Source organism: Brevibacillus sp. SIMBA_040 (assembly GCF_046535075.1).
In the GTDB taxonomy this organism is placed as follows: Bacteria; Bacillota; Bacilli; order Brevibacillales; family Brevibacillaceae; genus Brevibacillus.
On sequence record NZ_JAWRXI010000003.1, the window covers coordinates 199,032 to 219,569 of the forward strand.

The 20,538-nt window shown below is 45.7% G+C and carries 16 protein-coding genes; 14 read left to right on the forward strand and 2 right to left on the reverse strand.

All coding sequences use genetic code 11. The features are described 5' to 3' along the window. The first annotated feature begins 25 nt into the window (after positions 1–25). From SB752_RS06655 to SB752_RS06715, 13 genes are all read left to right on the forward strand, one after another. Complete coding sequence (locus SB752_RS06655) at positions 26–1,078, forward strand: NAD(P)/FAD-dependent oxidoreductase (protein ID WP_410714903.1); 1,053 nt, start codon at positions 26–28, stop codon at positions 1,076–1,078. Between the two features lie 140 nt (positions 1,079–1,218). Next, positions 1,219–1,872 (forward strand): TetR/AcrR family transcriptional regulator, encoded by a 654-nt coding sequence (locus SB752_RS06660; protein ID WP_410714904.1) that lies wholly within the window; start codon positions 1,219–1,221, stop codon positions 1,870–1,872. Positions 1,873–1,900: 28 nt separating this feature from the next. Continuing rightward, positions 1,901–2,266 carry a DUF4180 domain-containing protein gene (locus SB752_RS06665; RefSeq protein WP_410714905.1) on the forward strand — a complete coding sequence of 122 codons (366 nt, stop codon included), beginning with the start codon at positions 1,901–1,903 and terminating at the stop codon, positions 2,264–2,266. A gap of 24 nt (positions 2,267–2,290) precedes the next feature. Next, positions 2,291–2,971: a formylglycine-generating enzyme family protein gene (locus tag SB752_RS06670; RefSeq protein WP_410714906.1), complete on the forward strand. Its 681-nt coding sequence runs from the start codon at positions 2,291–2,293 to the stop codon at positions 2,969–2,971. Between the two features lie 619 nt (positions 2,972–3,590). Beyond that, positions 3,591–4,379, forward strand: a complete 789-nt coding sequence (locus tag SB752_RS06675) for a hypothetical protein (RefSeq protein WP_410714907.1) — start codon at positions 3,591–3,593, stop codon at positions 4,377–4,379. A 173-nt stretch (positions 4,380–4,552) separates the two neighbouring features. Continuing rightward, positions 4,553–5,353, forward strand: coding sequence for a DUF6602 domain-containing protein (locus tag SB752_RS06680; protein WP_410714908.1), 801 nt, complete (start codon positions 4,553–4,555; stop codon positions 5,351–5,353). Between the two features lie 239 nt (positions 5,354–5,592). Continuing rightward, a complete protein-coding gene (locus tag SB752_RS06685) occupies positions 5,593–6,114 on the forward strand; it encodes a TetR/AcrR family transcriptional regulator (protein ID WP_410714909.1) in 522 nt (173 codons plus the stop codon). Positions 6,115–6,254: 140 nt separating this feature from the next. Continuing rightward, positions 6,255–7,220, forward strand: a complete 966-nt coding sequence (locus tag SB752_RS06690) for an SDR family NAD(P)-dependent oxidoreductase (protein WP_410714910.1) — start codon at positions 6,255–6,257, stop codon at positions 7,218–7,220. Positions 7,221–7,441: 221 nt separating this feature from the next. Next, positions 7,442–7,972: an RNA polymerase sigma factor gene (locus tag SB752_RS06695; protein WP_410714911.1), complete on the forward strand. Its 531-nt coding sequence runs from the start codon at positions 7,442–7,444 to the stop codon at positions 7,970–7,972. After that, on the forward strand, positions 7,956–9,281 hold the full coding sequence (locus SB752_RS06700) for a peptidoglycan D,D-transpeptidase FtsI family protein (protein ID WP_410714912.1): 1,326 nt from the start codon (positions 7,956–7,958) through the stop codon (positions 9,279–9,281). Before SB752_RS06695 ends, SB752_RS06700 begins: the two co-directional genes overlap by 17 nt. Positions 9,282–9,709: 428 nt before the next feature. Continuing rightward, complete coding sequence (gene tyrS, locus SB752_RS06705) at positions 9,710–10,969, forward strand: tyrosine--tRNA ligase (RefSeq protein WP_410714913.1); 1,260 nt, start codon at positions 9,710–9,712, stop codon at positions 10,967–10,969. Positions 10,970–11,347: 378 nt separating this feature from the next. Continuing rightward, complete coding sequence (locus tag SB752_RS06710; protein ID WP_410714914.1) at positions 11,348–12,193, forward strand: SDR family NAD(P)-dependent oxidoreductase; 846 nt, start codon at positions 11,348–11,350, stop codon at positions 12,191–12,193. A 4-nt stretch (positions 12,194–12,197) separates the two neighbouring features. Next, positions 12,198–13,742, forward strand: coding sequence for an AMP-binding protein (locus tag SB752_RS06715; RefSeq protein WP_410714915.1), 1,545 nt, complete (start codon positions 12,198–12,200; stop codon positions 13,740–13,742). A 66-nt stretch (positions 13,743–13,808) separates the two neighbouring features. On the opposite strand, the gene SB752_RS06720 is transcribed toward SB752_RS06715, so the two are convergent. Together SB752_RS06720 and SB752_RS06725 are read right to left on the reverse strand one after the other, a co-directional pair. Beyond that, positions 13,809–14,666 (reverse strand): amidohydrolase family protein, encoded by an 858-nt coding sequence (locus SB752_RS06720; protein WP_410714916.1) that lies wholly within the window; start codon positions 14,664–14,666, stop codon positions 13,809–13,811. A 1-nt stretch (position 14,667) separates the two neighbouring features. Beyond that, on the reverse strand, positions 14,668–17,772 hold the full coding sequence (locus tag SB752_RS06725; RefSeq protein WP_410714917.1) for a GNAT family N-acetyltransferase: 3,105 nt from the start codon (positions 17,770–17,772) through the stop codon (positions 14,668–14,670). Between the two features lie 294 nt (positions 17,773–18,066). Between SB752_RS06725 and SB752_RS06730 the strand changes: the two genes are divergently transcribed. Beyond that, positions 18,067–20,460 carry a penicillin acylase family protein gene (locus SB752_RS06730; protein ID WP_410714918.1) on the forward strand — a complete coding sequence of 798 codons (2,394 nt, stop codon included), beginning with the start codon at positions 18,067–18,069 and terminating at the stop codon, positions 20,458–20,460. The last annotated feature ends 78 nt before the right edge of the window (positions 20,461–20,538 follow it).

Sequence of the window (20,538 nt, forward strand, 5' to 3'; positions counted from 1 at the left end):
AACGAACAAGTGAGGCGATTGTAAGATGCAAGAAAAAGAACTGTTTGAAGTAACGATTATCGGCGGAGGGCCAGCAGGATTATTTTCTGCTTTTTATAGCGGTTTGCGAGAAATGAAAACAAAAATTATTGAGTTTCAGCCATATCTTGGTGGCAAGGTGCATGTATATCCAGAGAAGATGATCTGGGATGTAGGGGGCTTAACACCTGTTCCAGCGTCGCAGTTGATTGAGCAAATGACCGCTCAAGCTTTGACATTTCAGCCTGAGGTTGTACTGGGGGAAAAGGTCACGTCCATTTCAAAAGATAAGGAAGGCCACTTCGTGATACTTACAGACTCGAACCAGAAGCATTACTCCAAGACCGTGATTCTGGCGGTTGGGGGAGGAATCCTGAAACCGATTAAGCTGGATATCGAGGGTGCGGAACGATTCGAGGTGACGAATTTGCATTACACCGTCAAATCGCTCGTACGCTTTAAAGACAAAACGGTATTGATCTCAGGTGGAGGCAATGCTGCGATTGACTGGGCGAATGAACTGGCACCGATAGCGAAGCAAGTGTATTTGATCTATCGGAAGGATACCCTGAAAGGCCATGAAGCCGAAATTTCTCGTCTGGGGAACAGCTCTGTCGAGTGCTTGCTGAACACATCGATTGAAAAGCTCGTCGCAGCGGCAAATCATGAGAGCATTGAAACGGTCGTGCTGAAACGAGTGGAGGACGATAGCTTGTTTGAGCTGGCTGTAGATGAGGTGATCATCAGCTACGGCTATGAGCGCGATAAAGAATTGCTGGCAAACAGCGACATTCGGATTGAATTAAAGGATGACTACTGGATCGCAGGCTCTCCGATGAGTGAAACATCGGTACCAGGAATTTATGCAGCTGGCGATATCCTGCATCACGAAGGCAAGCTCCATCTGATTGCGGGTGCGTTTCAGGATGCGGCGAATGCGGTGAACAAAGCGAAGCAATACGTAGCGCCCGATGCCAATGCGTACGGGATGGTATCCTCACACAACGACTTGTTTAAACAAAAAAATCGCGAGCTGATGAAGAGCTTGTATACGAAATGAAGCAAGACCGATAACAAACCAAAGAAGCGGCAGAGATGCCGTTTTTTTGGTTCCATCTATTTGACAAAACGAGCTCTGCTTAGGTACACTTTATTTATTCCGACTGTACAGTATAAATAAAACGAGAACAAGGTGAAAGTATGCCCAAACTGGGAATGGAACCAGTGCGCCGAGCAGAGGTTATCAACGCTACGTTGACCTGTATCAGTGCTCACGGAATGGATGGCATGACGCTGGATAAAGTTGCTGAGTATGCGGGCTGCTCCAAAGGAGTAGTCACTTATTACTTTAAAAACAAGGATAACTTGACGATCGAAGCTTTCAAATCGTTCCTCGCCTACTATGGTCAAAAGATAGGAGCAGAGATTACAAACACGATGACGGCCAGAGAAATGATGGACGTTGTTTTGAAGCAAATATTGCCGGCCAAAAGCGATGATAGCGATAAGAAGATCAACGTTTCACAGCTGGATGGTATTGAGAATATGTTTATCCCCTATGAAGATCAAGGAAGGCTTTTTGTACAGTTCTTTTCGAGAGCCGCGCTGGATAGCAATTTACAGGAAGTGGCATCCAGGAGCTATATGGCGGATCTTCAGGGCATCGCTAAAATATTTGATTACGGCAGCAGAACAGGCCAAATGTCAGTAGAGGATTCGTCAAACGCTGCATACGGATTGCTCGCAATGGTAATCGGTCTGAGTTTTTTTCGAGTGGCAAACATCGCACCCGTAAATGGCGAGGATAATCGAGTGATTTGTGAGGAGTATGTCAACAGGTTCATCAAAGGTTGAGTGTAGCGAGAAGAATGGGAGTGAGAAAATGGAGTTCAAAAAGGTAGACACAGCTGGGGAAAGCATTGCAATCGTGAGCAGTACCGAGATCGTTATTAGTGATGTTCAATCTGCACTGGATCTTTTAGCAACCGTGCATTATGAAACAGGCTGCGATCGAATTATTTTAGACAAATCCTTGATTACCGAAAGCTTTTTCGATTTGAAAACACGCCTTGCCGGAGAAATCCTGCAAAAGTTCATCAACTACCATGTGAAGATAGCGATCATTGGAGATTTTTCCGTGTACACGAGTAAAAGCTTAAGAGACTTCATCTACGAATCTAACAAAGGAAAAGATATCTTTTTCTTGCCGACAGAACAACAGGCGATAGATAAGCTGAGCGCGGTATAGAGATGAGAGAATGGGGGAAGCGGGATGGCAAACGCACAGCGCAGTTTTGCTGCGTATCCGATGGTTCACATTCCTGCTGGTGAAGTGATCATGCGGGACGATCGAATAAAGACGACGTGGAGGGCAGAAGTGAAGTCATTTTTGCTTGCGTCCATCCCTGTGACCAATGAGCTCTATTCCTCTGTTTTGCAAAAGTCGGTAGGACTTGATGAACAACCCCAGGCTCCAGTGGTGGAAGTGTCCTGGAATGATGCGATCCGCTTTTGTAACTTGCTCTCTCAGAAGGCTGGCCTACAGGAATGTTACACGACATGTGATAACGGTGAGAGTATCGTCTGTGACTGGCGTGCGGATGGTTATCGTCTTCCTACTGAAGCCGAATGGCAGTATGCCTGCAAGGCAGGGACAACCGGGTATCGGTACGGAGAGCTAGATGAAATAGCCTGGCATCAGGGGAACGCTGAGGGGATCGTACATGAAGCAGGCAACAAGCTTCCGAATGCGTGGGGACTCTACGATATGCTGGGAAACGTTTGGGAGTGGTGCTGGGATCTATACGACGAAAAGGTATACGGCTCCTACCGCGTTTTCCGTGGTGGAAGCTGGGCAGAAGAGGCTCGGGGCTGTGGAGCTACGAGCCGTCGCCGCAGTCACCCGACGTTTCGGATTGATGATCTTGGCTTTCGGCTTGCCCGGTCTTTATAGGGTGGTTGTAACAGGAAAGAGTGGCAAAAGAGCAATAAGCATAAAATATCTAAAAATAGGGGGCAATTAATAGGCTTGACGAACCCACAAAACGTCGACAAATATATGTCGGCGTTTTGTTTGGAGTCTCTTCATGACGTTAGAATTGTTAGGTGTCAACTTTTTATGGCTGGATTACTTGAGGTTAGGGACCTTGTCAACATGTTTTTTAACTACAACTGCAACTATCTGGATTGATTAGTTAGCTAACGTAAAATGGGGAGAGGAGGAATTTGTTGTAAGTAAAATGGCAAAGAGCTAAACTGCTAGAGAGTATGGTGCACTATTGTAACCCTGACAAAGATGTGAATTTATTGAAGAAAGAAGTTGATGAGATGAAGACGGATTCCAAATACAGGATAATCGTGGTTGGTATCCTATGAGGAAAAACTTCCTGAGATTGAATTGAAATGGTCAGATAATAGGGAAAAGACTGCCTGAAGCGATAGATTCTTTTTTTCTAGTGCATGGACCTGTTATGACAGAACTCACAGGATGCATGAAATATGGAAGAAACTGAATATGTGGAAAGAACGAATAAAGTACAGGAAGTTCAAAAATTACCTTGAGGAGATTCTGAATGTCTGGCGTTAGAAAAGTGTTAATTTTTATTAGCTTGGTTTTTTATGCGATGATCCCCAAAATAAAATGTGAAATTGATAGTTTTCTAAAAATAATCTATTCTCATGAATATTTTCCAATTGTTGTAAGCGTATTTATTATTGGCGCTATCAATAGCTTTTTTATTAAACTTATGGTTAATAATTTTAAAAAGCAAGTGATAGTGCGATATATAGTTTGTTGTTTTGTTGGTATCTTAATCTTACTTTTCTCACTTCTTTTTCTTCTGTTCAGTGCCATGGGGTCAAGTAGTATGACTCAAGAATACATAATATTACTATCAGGATTTTTGATGGCAGGTGGTTTAATTTTTTATAGTTTTTTAATCGTGTTAAAACTGATATTTAATGTTCAATTTTCAATAAAGGAAGATTCCCCTAACGGTAGTCAAATAGTAATAAAAATAATAACTGGTGTTTTAATATTGTTATTAATGCTTGTTATTACAGATTATATTTTTTCTATGATCTATTCATACGGTCTTACCAATGTTAACACTTCATGTCAAGTGAAAAGTTATATAGATAATAATGGTAGAATGTTCTACTTTTCTTTTGCCGTGCACTTTGCACTATCCCTTAATGACTCTAACTATCAAGAAATTCAAAAGTTAATTCAGGCAAGTTTGATTTTGTCAATTTATCAAGTGTTTCATATTCTAATACTGAAAATTTCCGATTTGTTATTGATTACTTATTTTACTACTATACTTATTGAGTTGTTTAGGAAAATAAAAGTCAAAGAGTAAAAAAAGACCGAAATATTGAACATTGGTATATGCATATCTGTTTAATATGAACATTTATTAATAGCAATTAAGTGCTTAATAGCAGTTGCGGAATTGCTGTTTGCTTTAGGTAATTGCTTATGTGAGAAAATAGTTTTGTATTAAGTGCAAAATAGGTTTGGAGGTTCTAGATCATGCCAATTGAAAGAAGTTTACCTATTTATTATCAAAGTTTTAGTAAAGAGCTAGAGGTTACCAAAGATCGAGTAAGGAACATTATCGGTAATGCTCACTGGGTATCAGATGGGACGCATAAGGAAGCAATATTGCAAGATGTATTGAAGAGATTCCTCCCTCAGAAATATGCAATTTCAAGTGGATTTATACTCTCAAAAGATGGTGAACTTTGCAGTAAACAAATAGACATTATCATATATGATCAAGCCTCACCAGTATTGTTCAATAGTCATAATTTTGTAATTATACCAGATCAATATGTAAGAGCTATAATAGAAGTTAAAACTAGCTTAAGCGTTGGAACGAAATTAACAGATGCTTTAGAAAATCTGTATTCAGTTCAAACTATTATGAATCAAACATCAGATAATGTCTATTTTGGAATTTTTTCATTTGGATATCAAGATTTTAGTAGCATCGGACCAGGTAACGTTGCACAACGATTATTCACTAAAATTACGGAATTCTACCAACAAAAAAGATTGTATGATACCTCCCTTACCAATATTCAATTTCTACAAAAAATGACATTATCATCATTATGTATGAATGGACAACTTTATGGCTTACATTGGAACGATAGCAAGCGCAAAGATCCTAAATTCGGATTTTATAATACAGGGGAGCAGTCATTTAACTTTTTCGTATCGAATTTGTTAAGTACACTGGATAACAGCGTCATTAGTCAGTCAAAACCATTGTGGTTTCCCCAATCTAAAGAGTCAAGAGTACTTCTGAAGGAGAGGATATGCCTATAGACACACACGAAAGTACACAATTGATATTTTTGGAATATCTGATGAAATTAATCTTTTTGCGGACCCCAATGCCTCATTCTTCTCTATATCTATGCCATACGAAAAACGTAGCGAAGCAGAGCTGCGTTTTTTGTATACATATCGCATCGTTCGGTACTGAATTGTCTTGCAGCCAGTTCTGGTATATAATATGAAAATTAATTGATGAATCACTAACCAAAAAAGGGGGCGGCAACCCGATGGCAAAATCTGAGGAGACCTCAGTTAATCGCAAGTCGGAGATCATTTCAGCGGCGATCGAGGTGTTTGCAGAGATTGGCTACTACCGCGCAACGACGGCACAAGTCGCAACACGGGCCAAAATATCGCAGCCGTATATCTTTCGTTTTTTCTCGACCAAGGAAGCGTTGCTGCTGGCAGCACTGGAGGTATCCTGGACGCGAGTGATTGATTCCTTCCGCAAAGTGGTGGAGTATGCGGCACCGGAACAGCTGGAGACTGACCTGATTCAGGCCTACGATGATATTTTGAACGCTTTTCAGAATGAGATATTGCTCCAGATGCAGGCGCAGACCATTCAGGAAGATTCGATCCGGGAAGCGATGCGCAATGGCTTCGGTGAGGTTCGCCGTATGGTTATCGACGCTTTTCGTGCAGCCGGAATTCCGAATCCCGAAGAACGGACGATGCTGTTTTTGGCTAGAGGAATGCTGTGCAACATTTCAATAGCGCTTAACATGCCCGAATTGAAAGAAAGATAAGGGCATTGTTTTTCAAAAGTTGTGATTGACTGATCACTAACGAAGTGATACATTAATTCCAAGTTAGTGATTGATCAATTACTCATGTAATAATCGCTTATTAGTGATTAATCAATCACAAGAATGATGAGGTGATTTCATTGGAAAAAGCGATTGTTGTAGGAGCGACTGGCGGTACGGGTGCTGCGATTACGGAAGAATTGGTGAAGAGAGGAATTCACACGGTGGCTTTCGGAAGGTCCATTCAGAAGCTGGAGCAGCTCAAAGCAAGTCTCGGGAATCCGTCAAATCTAACGGTTGCTACGGGCGACGCTCTTCGGTCAAACGATATCGTCATGGCTGCGCAAGGCACGGATGTCCTGTTCCACTGCGCAAATGTGCCGTACCATGAGATGGCGACAAAGCTGATCCCACTAGGTGAATCAGTAATGGAGGCAGCTGATCAGCTGGGGGTAAAGGTAGTTGCGGTCGATGGCATCTATCCGTATGGAAAAAGGCAAATGGATCGGGTAACCGAGGAGCATCCTAAGCAGCCGCATACGAAAAAGGGAAAGGTACGATTTGCTTTTGAGAACATGCTGTTTGACGGCAGGTGGAGCCGGACAAAGGTAATGATTGTCCGCTTGCCTGATTATTACGGTCCCACGGCAAACGAGGCTTCCTATCTGGGCTCCACACTTGAAGCTATCGCAGCAGGCAGAATGGCATTTTTCATCGGTACGATGCGAGTTCCGCGGGAGTATGTGTACTTGCCAGACGCTGCCTTTATGATTGCTGAGCTGGCGTCCAAAGAGGATACTTGGGGAGAGAACTGGAATATTCCAGGTGCTGGGCTGATTTCAGGCAAGGATATCGTGCGAATCGCCAGAGAGGCAAGTAGAAATGCCAAGCCGGTCCTTTCTCTTGGGAGAGTGGGACTGTCGTTGCTCGGTTTAGCTGTACCAGTGATGAAAGAGGTAGTGGAGATGCTTTATTTAACAGAAGAGCCGCTGATTTTGAGCAGAGCCAAATATGAGGAAAGAATTGGTCCGGTGCGTGCGACCTCCTTTGAAGAGGGGATAACGAATACGATTCGGACGTTGCAACGAACAAATCAGCGTAAATAACAGTGATTGATCAATCACTAACTCGTTAATTTACCGTATTTGGACGAATTTGCAGGATAAGCTGGAGTGAAAAAAGAAAGGAGAGGTTCGTCGCTACAGGTGGCTGTCCCCGAGCCTAATGCTCAATCAGGGACAGCTATTTCTTTTTTTTGGAACAAAACTGTAAGCAAATTTCATTTTTGCGTCTAATAAGATACAAATTCAAAAAAAGGAGCGTACCAATGGATTCAGATGATCGAATAGAGCGATGGTTTCAGCAATACGGCAATGATGTTTACAATTACATCGCCTATTTTACCGGACGAAGAGATGTGGAGGATTTAGTCCAGGAAGTATTTACGAAGGCACTACACGCTTTATCTGGATACGAAGGCCGAGCACAGCCCAAGACGTGGCTGCTTACCATCGCGCGTCATGCTGCGATTGATTCTATACGCAAGCAAAAAATGATCGACTGGTTTCCAGAAAAGGTGTTGGGATTTCTCACTTCCAAAGAGCGTACCCCGGAGAGGGCTTTAGTGCTAAAAGAACAATTACAAGAGGTTTACCAAGCCATGAATCAGCTCAAAAGGACTTATCGAGAGGTTCTCATCCTGCGTTTGATAGAGGGAATATCTACTGAAGAGACGGCGGAAATATTGGGATGGAGCGAAGCAAAGGTAAGCACGACACTCCATCGGGCCATAAAGGAAATGCAAAAGCAAATGCTCAAAAGCGGCAGGGAGGTCAAACTGCATGATGTCATCTTCTGAGGAAAAAGAAATAAGTACGCTCATTCAATCATTCCCGTCGCTGCGGATGGAGGAGGACAAGCAGCGGGAAATAGCGGGGCAAATTCGTCAGGAAAAGGGGCTGCTCACACGGATAAAAAGGCGTAAACTGTTTCGCAACGTGATCGGAGGAATGGCTGCTTCTATGGCCATTTTGTTGATCGCCTACCAGGTGGTCATCTCACCACAAACATCATCCGTGCAGAGCGCTCAAACGAGTAATACGCCAGAGAGTCCGAGCACTACTGCCGCGGGGACAAATGAAAAAAACGATAAGGTTACGACGATCAATCCGCAAATTCAAGCTTATGTGGAAGCGGCGCTCGACAAGACCAATGAAGCCTTTAGACCTGAAAGGATGACGGTAATTGTAACAGATCCACATACCGGTGAAATTTTGGCTATGGCGAATCGTACGTCAAAAGAGTTAGCAAAAGAACAAGCTTATGCTATTCGAGCGTTACCTGATCCCGTAACAACGTTTCCCATCGTGGCTCTGGCGGCGGCAATACAGGAGGGGAAGTTCGATTCAAGGGAAATCTTTGATTCAGGCACGTATGAGGTTTCCCCAGGTAAATTGATCAAAGACCACAATAATGGCATTGGCTGGGGGAAAATTACATACTTAGAGGGAATCCAGCGTTCCTCCAACGTAGCATACGCCAAGCTTGGCAATGAACAATTAAAAAAGGATTTGCTCCAGGAATATTTGAATCGGTTTGGTTTTGGGAACAAGACGGGGATCGAGCTTGAGGATGAAGAGGCGGGAACGATTCCACCTATGGAAAATCCCTATGATGTGGCCGCAGCCGCATTAGGACAAGGTGCTTCTGCAACTGCTATGCAGCAGGTAGCGGCGATGGGGGCAATTGCCAATGGCGGCGAGCTGATGAAGCCGCATTTGTATAAGCAGGCGGATACAGATACCAGAAACCATTACATTGTCCGTCAAGTCATATCGGAAGAAACAGCCAGAGAGGTTCGAGAGATTTTGGAATCAAGTGTGACTATGGCGGTCGGATCAAATAAAACGTTTAAAATGGACGAATACTCCGTTGCTGGAAAGTCAGGTGTAGCACCGAAGTACGATGTGCAAGGGAATGTCATTGAAGGTAAATATATCGCTTCCTTTATCGGGTTTGCTCCCATCGATAATCCTAGACTGCTGATCTCTGTATCTATTGATGAGCCGAAAACGGATCTTTGGTTTGGATTATGGTGGAGGTCAATTGTTTCACCGCTATTTAAAGAGATCATGGAAAACAGTTTACGGTCCCTTCAACAGCAGTAACTTTGTCCACCAATGCACGAATATTACAATGGGCGTGTGCGTGTGAGCATCTTTTTGCTGGCGCAGTTGACACTGAACAAGTAATTCACTATACTGTCTGTAATCTTATATGCATATACGTTGAAAGAGCCCAGTAGCAGCTTGGTCCCTGTTCTAGAAAGCCGGGGGTTGATGGAACCTTGGTACACACTAAGCGAGCGAATTACACTCTGGAGTATCTCGGGTAATGCCGAGCGGCTTGGCGAACGATAACTCGCCGTGAGTGGCAACAATGGCATGTGACATGTAGCGTCCATTGGTGCAATCTGGGTGGTAACACGGTTATTCAATCGTCCCTATGTCTACAATTAGACAAGGGGCGATTTTTTGTTTTCAACGGCTAAAAACAAGTCGAAAATGGTGGATGAATCTAAGGGAGTGGAATGACTGTGAACATTATTGATGAGCTGCAATGGCGTGACGCCATCAATCAACAAACCGATGCGGAAGGCCTTCGGGAGCTAACCGAGCAAAAATCGATCTCGCTCTACTGTGGTGTAGACCCGACTGGTGACAGTATGCATATTGGTCACTTGATCCCGTTCATGGTACTGAAACGCTTCCAGCTTGCTGGACATCGTCCAGTTATTTTGATTGGCGGGGCAACGGGTACGATCGGGGACCCAAGCGGTCGTCAAACCGAGCGTTCGCTGCAAACAATGGAACAGGTGCAGGAAAACGTGGACGCCCTGACAGCCCAAATGAAAAAGCTGTTCGTAACGGATGGGGATAACCAAATTCGTTTGGTCAACAATTACGATTGGACACATAAAATCAACGTTATCGAATTTTTACGCGATTACGGGAAAAACTTTAGCATCAATACTATGCTTGCAAAGGATATCGTATCGAGCCGTCTCGAAACAGGCATTTCCTTTACAGAGTTCTCGTACCAAATCCTGCAGTCGCTTGACTACCTGCATCTGTACAAACATGAAGACGTACAATTGCAAATCGGCGGCTCCGACCAATGGGGGAACATTACGAGCGGCCTCGACCTGATCCGCAAAAAAGAAGGACCAGAATCAAAAGCATTCGGCCTCACGATCCCGCTCATGCTCAAATCCGACGGCACGAAATTCGGGAAAACCGCGGGTGGCGCAATCTGGCTCGATCCGAATAAAACAACCCCATTCGAATTTTACCAATTCTGGGCGAACACGGATGACCGCGATGTTGTGAAATACTTGAAATACTTTACGTTCCTCTCCAAAGAGCAAATTGATGAGCTGGCTGAAAAGGTACAGACAGAGCCGCATAAGCGTGAAGCACAAAAAATGCTGGCTGAGGAAATGACGAGATTCGTTCACGGTCAAGAATTGCTGGATCAAGCAAAGCGCATTACCGCGGCATTGTTCAGCGGAGATATTAAATCGCTGACTGCAGATGAGATCGAGCAAGGCTTCAAAGAAATGCCGACCTACGAAGCAACGAAGGAAACGAAAAACATCGTTGACTGGCTCGTAGAATTAGGGATTGAGCCATCCAAGCGTCAGGCACGTGAGGATATTACCAAAGGCGCGATTTCCATGAATGGGGAGCGCGTTAGCGACCTTGAGCTGGAAGTATCAGCTGACCTCGCGATTGGCGGCCGCTTCATCATCATCCGCAAAGGCAAGAAAAATTACAGCTTGGTGAAAATGTCCTAGTAAACAAAGGCAACGAGAAGCTTCCCGCGAATGAATAAGGGAGGCTTCTTATTTTTTTGTAGTCGAATGGAAAAGAGGTAGAAAAATAATTAGCCGAGGTACTTCAGTTACGTGTGGTATTTTTGGTGGGATGAAGAAGTACCCTTTTGTGGGGGCATCTCGGTGCGAGCGGCAGCTTCATGCTTTATTTGCCGAATTTGGATGTCCATGTGATAGGTAGCTTCAATCAGACTACCTATCGTTCAAAAGGTATGAATTATCTCTTTTTTAACGTTTTGCGCAAGATAGCAAAGTACGCGCAATCGTAAGCCTTCGCGTTCTCGCCATCGAGAAATAAGGCTCTTGTTTGATGACAAACAACGATAAAGGATTAGATGAATGTATAACTATACGCTGTTGGAAAGCCTACTGTTTGTACCTACTCGCTTGGACAAAGAAAAGCTGGCGAATGCCGTGTATGGCAAAACGATTGTAATCACTGGCGCAAGCTCTGGAATAGGCGAGCAGGTAGCCAATCTTCTGGCTGATTTTCATGTGCACATGATTCTTGTGGCGAGAAGAGGGGAAAAGCTGCAAGAGATGAAAAGGGAGCTAGAGACGAGGGCTGCCAAAGTGAGTATCTTTCGGGCAGACTTAAGAGATTCCGCTGAGATGGATGGGTTTCTAGCATTTCTTTTGCAACAGCGTGACGGGATTGATATGGTGGTCAGTAACGCTGGCATTTCGATCAGACGTCCTATTATGGACTCCTTGGATCGCTATCATGATTTTACGCGAACGATGGCGATCAATTATTTTGCCCCTGTCAAATTGCTATTGGCGATCATTCCGCAGCTGAAGCAAAAGAAAGGACACATCATCAACGTCTCTACAATCAACACTTCATTGGTTCCAATCCCTTTTTGGGCTGCGTACGAGGCATCCAAGTCCGCCTTTGATACGTGGTTTCGATCAGCTGCGCCTGAATTAAATGCGATGGAGATTTCGACTACGTCCCTCTATCTTCCCCTCGTGAAAACGCCAATGATTTTGCCTACGGAGGCTTACAAAAACATGCCTGCCATGAGCGCAGAGCACGTAGCAGCCATGATCGCCAAATCGATGTACACCAAGCAGAGTAAGATGATGCCGTGGTGGCTGATTTTTGGACAGCTAGCCTCTGTTTTAGGTAGGGGAGTATGGGAATGGGCCATGGCAGGAAGGCTGCGAAACAGGAGGAAGTGAAACGTTGCCAATTTTTTGTTTATTTCAAGTTCTATTCAAGCTGAAGCTGCTTTCTCCCATTGGATTGTTCAGGCTTCTCACTGCCATCTATCAATATGGAATAAACGTGATGATGCTCCTAAAGATCGCCGAAAGGATGCATGGCCATAAAATAGCTTTGGTAGATGATCTGGAGACCCTTACTTATCACGAGCTGTTATCCCAATCGGAGCAGCTCTCCGCTGGGCTGAAACAAGCCTATGGACTTGCAAGCGGCAAGAGAGTAGGCATTTTGTGCAAAAACCATGTGTCTTTGGTAAAAGCCATTTTTGCAGCCTCACACACGGGTGCAGACATTTTTTTACTGAATACCGAAATGAGCGGGGAGCAGTTCAAGCAGATTGTAGAAGCTCATAATTTCGACCTGCTTGTACATGATGTGGAGCTGACTTTGCTGACCCGGCAAGCATCGTATGAGAAAGCTACGCTTCTGAGCTACCATGATCAGCTGCCCGCCATCAATCGATTGGACGCTACGTTCGTATCAGAACCACGAATAAGAACGTACGCAAGCAAGATTAACCTTCTGACAGGCGGAACAACAGGAAAAGCAAAGAAAGTCGCACATAAGCCGTCCTTATTCAATTACTTGCCTCCGTTTTTAGCTTTGCTTAACAGGCTTCAGCTCCAGCGATATCAGACTGCCTATCTTGCAACGCCCATTTATCACGGATACGGGATCGCCTTTTTGCTTTTGTTCATTGCATTAGGGAAGAAAATCGTGATCACATCCGGGTTTGACGCGAAAAAGGCATGTGACCTCATCAAAAAGCATAGGGCTGAGGTCGTGACAATCGTACCACTGATGATACATAAGATGCTGAAGCACGATGCCGAAAGCTTGCAATCACTGGCTTGTATCGCATCAGGGGGTGCCGAGCTCAATCAAAAGCTGGTAGCACATGTGCGTAGCATTTTAGGAGCTGTATTATACAATCTGTATGGTACATCGGAAGCTGGTCTGAATATCATAGCCACTCCAGAGGATTTACACTACTCTGCAAAAACGCTTGGAAGAAAAATAAAGGGCACTCATTTACATGTGCTCAATGATCAAAAGAAAAAATGTAGAGTCGGTGAGATTGGCCAATTATGCGTGAAAAATAAGTGGTCCATGCGCAATCGGAGTCGGTCGTGGATCGAGACTGGCGATCTGGGATATCGGGATGAGCAAGGCTATTATTTTTTAGTTGGCAGAGTCGATGACATGGTAGTTTCTGCGGGCGAAAATGTGTATCCGATTGAGCTGGAGCAAGTCTTGATCCAGCACTCATTAGTAGAAGACGTAGCCGTTTTCGGGGTTCCTGATGACATGTTTGGACAAAGGCTGAAAGCAGTCGTCCAGCTTGTTCACAATGCAGCGTTAACAGAAGAGGAATTGCGAGACTGGATGCGCCCTCTGGTTGCCCGCTATCAAATGCCAAAAGAGATTGTGTTTGTTGATCAGATTTCGTACACCCATTTAGGAAAGCGAGATAAGAAACAGCTTAGAAACTTTCCAGAAAAATAAAACCCATACATGCCCACATGATGAACAGGGAGGTGTATGGGTTTTGTTGTTTTACAAGCCTATAGCCTACTCGACCAGTGGCTTAATTTTTGGAAACACTTTTAACGCGGTTTGGTAAAAGACGTCTTCATGAAACGCTACTGGAATCAGTTCTTGTACGAATTCAATATACGACTTGACCGGAGCTAGCGGCCAGTCGGTGCCAAACAAAAATTTATCATAGTGATCACAATAGGCGATCGCGTGTCGCAGGTGAGAGAAAAAGAGCGGTGATTCCTTCAGGCGTTGGCAATTAGCAGCGTCACCTACCATCAAGCCAGAGAGATCAGCAAACATGTTGCGGTTTTTGTAAACGACCTCGGCCCCATCCAGTACCCATGGATCGCCAAAATGAGCCATCATGAAATTCACATCACGATGTTTCACCGCCACCTCGTCCAGCGCGAGCGGGTGGGAGTACTTTAATAGGCCTCGCTCGGAATACGTATCTCCAGTGTGGAAGACTACAGGCACCTGATAGGTTGCGGCAAGCGCATAAACCGGTTCATAGACGCTGTCATACGCATAAAACGGATAGTAGCCAAGATAGATTTTCAGGCCCACGACGTTTGGCTTTTGCAGGTCATTCTCCAATCGCTGTAGTGCAGCCTGGTCTAGTTTGAACGGGTTGATTCCCAGGCAATAGACGAGCTGCGGCGGCAAGTCATCGGTCAGATCGAGCCCCATCGGAGTGACAGCCTCGGCGTCAGGGAAGCCATACTTTTGCGTCTCTGTAAGGCCCATGCCGATACCGAGCACCACACCATTATCCGCATATTCCTGCAAAATACCTTCTACTGAGTAATCGACAAAAGACTCTTCTTCTGCTGTCCGCTTGAACTCTTCGATGTGGGACAAATGCATATGGGCATCAATGATTTTCATCCTAAATCCTCCCTTGGTTGGCAAAGCGGATCGAACGTAAGTCAGACAAGGAGTCAGATGGAATCTGCTTGTCCGCAAACACGAAAAAGAGGGGCGGAGTAAAAGTAGTGCTATTACTTGGCAGATTGAGCTCGCGATTGACGGATACGAGAGCCACTTCCTTGTTGCAGTAAGTTTCCAACGCTGCTGTATCTAAGTCGGTAACGATTGTCATCTGATCCTTGCGAGAAGCAGAGCCGATGAGATAATCCGAAGCTTCGTTCACGGACAGCTCGCCCTGTGCCAGCTTGTAGCTCAGTTCCTCGCCGTTTGCACCCACCGTTTTCAGCCAAACTGTGTCATCTGTATCCTCTGCTTGTAAAAAGATAGTAGTCGACCAGCTCTTGTCGGCAAAGTAGGTTCCAGTATTTTGCTCGATCTCGGTAGTGTGACAAAGTACAGGTACCCCCGGCAGCAGCAAGTAATACTGATGGCATGTCAGACCACGGTACTTTTCCTGTTTTTTCACATGGTAGCTCAGCTTGATGCCCTGCCATACGTTTTGCTTGCTGTCTACCAGCTGAACGAACGATGCGGTGTGCTCTTCCTTTACTAACGAAAATGCACTCAGCTCAGAAACAGAATTGCTGATTCCGCCTGTCCACGGATTCCACCACGATTTAGGCTGCCGTTCGGGGAAGGAGCTCGCTAGCCACTCCTGACCATTGCTCGTAAGCGAGTAAAGCGTTGGGTAAAAATCCGGAGCTGCTTTGATGCGCAGAGGACCGTTATCGGCGATAAAGACCCGCTGTCCTTGTTCAAGGGCCTGCTCCAGCGCAATCTTGCCGTGCCCGATTGGGAAAAGGGAGCTGCGTAAATGGGTCTCATGCGTGGCAAAGCGTCCGCTCACCTCCACGAGCTCATACGCTTTTCGAGAAGCTTCGAAAGTGAAGCTGGATTCAGTTGCTTCCTCTTCTTCCGTGTAGCTGCGAGTCTGTTCTGAAGCAGATACGCTTTCCAAGGAGGCAGTCAATTCCCCATCTAAATAGAGCTGTTTGTAATCTTTTACCTGCACGTCAATATTTTCGCTGCTGACGAACGGATTGTGCTCGTTTGCAGCCAGTTCCAGATGAGTAGTCAGGGACAGGTCTTGTGGCAGTGCTTCTTTTCGAGCAAAGGCGCGGAACTCGCGCCAATCGCTATAGCCGCCATGCATGACATAGAAAGGGCCAAATACTTTTTTGCCATGCGACTCCAACAATCCGATATTAGTTTCCAGAGCCATCGTCCAGCCTTGAAAATCGATACGGTACTCTTCTGGCCAGCACATCCCCCACGAGGTTTCTTGATCTCTTGAAAACAGCCAGTTTTCGCTGAGGAGCTCACCGTCCCAGTAATCCATATCGCTTCCATAGGAGGACGGTATTTCGACATAACGGCCTTGGTACGGCAGGATTGGGCGGGAAAAAGGATGAGCAAAGCCTTGACTAAGCCAGAGCTCAGAAGTCAACGGATCAGAAGAAATATTTTCCAAGGTCATGTCATGCTCTATCGTTCCATCTGCGAACAGGAGTGTTTTTCCGATCAGGGCTATTTGAGAGTATGCACCGGATCGATAAGTGACGCGAATGCCGATTGCTCCCTTTTCCATAATAAATTCAACATGCTCGGCGCGTTTTTTGGAAAATTCACTGGAGTACGGTTTGCCGAGCTTGGGATAGGTAAGATAGGTTGGCTCCCCGCCTGATCCATTGACAATCGTTATTTCGTTATCATCCTTGTTCAGGTAGAGCGTGTGGCGACCGTGATGAACCTGCCAGTCTTGTTCGGTTTCCCCTGAAAGCATTGCACCCAGTCCTGTAAAGGCGGCGCCAATTTGTTTGGCAAAAGAGACAGAGCTGCCATCGGACAGAGTCGCCTTCACTTGTACGTTAGCTTCATAGAAGCCGTGCTCGTGCAAATCGGCCGTTAGTAGCAGGGAGGTGCGTTCCTTTTCTTTCAGCTTCAGTGTATACTGCTGCTCCTGGAGCTCAAGGAACGAACGGGTGGGCAGCTCAAATGAAAATTCAGCTTCTTCTGCAAAGCTGTTTTCTACATCCAAATAAAACGACGCCCTCTGTCCCGGGTAAGAGATGCCAGGTACGTGCAATGTGAGGTTTGCAGGAAATTTAGGAAGAATACCTACTTGGAACAAGGCTTTCTTGCCATTGATCAGGATGTGGGTGCTCACGCGAGGATGGGTGCGCCAAACACTTTGCTCCTCTGTAATCTCATCCACAAAGAATCTGGCAGACAGCGTCGTTTCCCCCGTAACCTCCAGCTCATGCTGATAGTCAAAGCGGATTATTTCGTTCGACTCGCCCTGCAGCAATACATGCAGCGGCTTGCCTGATTTGTTAATGATCCGGTACTGAATCTGGTATTCCCGGCCGAAGACCAGCTCTAGCTTTTCGATCTCAGCAGACAGCAAATAATCATCGGTCTCTATGAGGCGCAGGCCACGTCCGCGGCGTTCAAACTCAACACGCAGGCTCGTTTCTCCTTTTGCCCAGGAGTAGGTAAAGTAATCAAAGTCGTTTTCTTTTCGTCCGTCAGGCTCTACGACAATTTCTCTCGTAGAGTTATGATACCAGTCAAGCTCTTCAAAATAAGGAGCGATTGCTTCTGTAGACAGAACAGTAGGAATCATGTTCATCAGATGCGTGGAATCATCCCGATCCTCCCAGAAAAATCCAAACTTTTTATAGAGAGGAACGGCTTTCGTGTTCCCAGCCCATGTATACAGATCAAGACGAGGCCAGCCGAGCTGAATCGTCTGTTCGAGTGCACGTGCAAGCAGCATGCGTCCTACTTTTTTCCCTTGATAGTCAGGGCGGACATTGAGCAGAGGAATGTAGAGAGCGCCTGTGTCCTCCCGATATTCTCCCAGGCTGCAGTAGCCCGCTACAATATCTCCATCCATCGCCAGGTATACCGCGAGGGCATCCGAGCTTGCTTCTTCCTGACGGATTTGTTCGGCTGTCGTAATCGAGTTTCCGCCTCCCCACCCATCACGGCTGGCATTCCACATATCGGCGACTGCGGCTGCGAGTTCGGGGCGGTAGGGGACGATTAAGAGTGATTCCATGTTTGCTTGCACCTCGATTTCATTGTCAGTTTTTGTATATTACTAGAGATACGTTTGAGATACAGGATCGGTTTCTAGTTTCATTACTTTCTTCTATTTGAACGAAAGAGCCAAAAAGGTTATTTGGTAGCATAATGAATCAAGCTGGTCTTATTTCAGATTGGAGTCGATAGCACTTTGACTAATCAAGCTATCAATATGGTATGATGAAAATCTATTGAATAGTCATTAATTAACTTACTTGGAAATATTATGATATATCAAAAACCGAAACGATACGGGGGGATTCATGAGATGGAAACTGCTCTGAAAAGGAATAAAGTGAGCAGAGGAAAAAAGGCAGTCAAAATCATTGCAGTCGTCGTCATTGCGCTGCTCGCGGTTGGTGCAATCTTATTCGGGATCGCAAACGCATACATTGCCAAATCATTACCGCAAATAGACGGCTCTATCCAGGTGCCAGGACTTCAGGAGAAAGTAACCGTGACGAGAGACGAGCGTGGAGTCCCCCATATCAGCGCGAACAACGATCATGATCTATTTTTGGCCCAAGGGTATGTGACAGCACAGGATCGCCTTTTTCAAATGGATTTGAGCAGAAGACAAGCATCGGGGGAGCTTAGCGAGGTGATTGGCGATAAGGCAGTAGATCGCGACAAATATTTTCGGACACTTGGCTTGCGCAGGGCAGCCATGCTCTCGCATGAGGTTTACTCACAGGAAGCCAAAGATACGTTGCAATGGTACGCAGATGGTGTGAATTCCTACATAACAGAAGCGAAGGAAAAGGGAGCTTTGCCTGTCGAGTTCACGCTGCTCGGATATGAGCCAAAAGAATGGACACCGCTCGATTCCCTCACGATCGGCAAATATATGGCGTACGATTTGGGTGGACATTGGGAAGGGCAAGCATTTCGCTACTATCTCCTGAATCAATTCTCAAAAGAGAAAGCATACGATTTGTTCCCCTCAGATGAAAAAGCAGGTCCTCCCATCATTGCAGCGCTAGGAGAAGGAAAGGTAGACATCGAAAAAAGCTTTGCAAAGGCGGTCATCCCTCCTGAATTCAACGGAAGCAATAACTGGGTGGTGAGTGGAGAAAAAAGCGCGTCAGGCAAGCCGCTTTTGGCAGACGATCCGCATCTGTCTCTGGCTACTCCCGCTATTTGGTACCAGACACATTTGCGTGGCCCCTCTGTAAACGTGAGTGGTGTTATCTTTGCGGGAATCCCGGGCGTTATTTTGGGGCATAACGAGTCGATCGCTTGGGGTGTGACGAATACAGGACCGGATGTGCAGGATTTGTATATCGAAAAGAGAAATCCGAGCGAGCCGAATCAGTTTCTGTATATGGATAAATGGGAAGACGCACAGATCATTGACGAGCCGATACGGGTAAAGGGTCAGGAAACGATCCCTTACCAGGTCACTATTACGAGACATGGACCGATCATTTCGGAATTCGCGGAGGAAAGCGGCAAGGACACCGTTTTCTCACTCAAATGGACAGCGCTAGAGCCATCCAAGGAGCTGGAAGCTGTTCTAAATATGAATCGAGCAAAAAATTGGAACGAGTTCGAAAAAGCGTTGGAAAACTTCCACACGCCTACACAAAACTTTGTCTTCGCCGCGCAGGATGGAACAATTGCCTACAAGGCAAACGGAAAAATTCCGATTCGCAAAAATGGCGACGCACTCGTTCCAGTTCCCGGGTGGACAGACGAATACGAGTGGACAGGATATGTTCCATACGATCAGCTGCCGAAGACCGTGAACCCGAAGCAGGGCTTTATCTCCAGCGCGAACTACAAAGTCACGGATGACAGCTATCCTTATCACATCAGTAATATTTGGGCACAGCCGTATCGTCAGATGAGAATACAGCAAGTGCTCTCGGAAAAAGAAAAGCTGACCGTCGAGGACATGCAAAAGCTGCAAATGGATCAAGTGAATCTGCAGGCCCGAGAGTTTGTGCCAATCTTTTTGGAGCAGGTGAAAAAAGAAACGCTTACGGACAAGGAAAAGGAAGTCCTAGCGCTACTTGCGGGCTGGAATTTTGTCGATGACAAAGAATTGGCTGCTCCTCTCGTTTTTAACCGATGGATGCAGCAGGTGGGAACCGTATTGTTCCAAGAGCAAATACCGGAAACCATGCGAAGCCTGTTTAGAGGAAGAGGGCAAGTCATTGATGATCTGATCCGCAGAGCGCATGCAGGCAAGCCGGGGCCTTGGATGGAGGAAAAAGGCGGGCTCTCCAGCGTACTTCATGCTTCGTTGAAGAATACGATCACGGAAATCGAGACTGCGTGGGGAACGAATAGCCAGGGGTGGAAGTGGGGAGATGCCCATCAGGCCTCCTTTGTTCACCCGCTATCCAGCGTCACTGGTCTGAACTATCTCTTTAACTGGGCGGAACCAATACCCGCAGGAGGAAGTGCGGTAACGGTACAAGCGGCTGGATACAACGTGAAGTCCGGTGTCATCAATCATGGAGCTTCGTGGCGATTCGTCGTTGATACCAGTGATTTAACAAAAGCGTATCACATTGTGGGACCAGGTCAGTCGGGACATGTCAAAAGCCCTTGGTATGACGATCAGTTCCCGGCTTGGGTGGAGGGGACGTATCATACTACCCCTCTGAAAGAAGCGATTGAGAATGGACATGTGCTCACTCTTGAGCCTAAATAAATCTGCACATATATGACATAGCTATATGAAAAGCCAGTGCGCGCCACAGCAAGATCGGTGCTCACTGGCTTTCTGTTT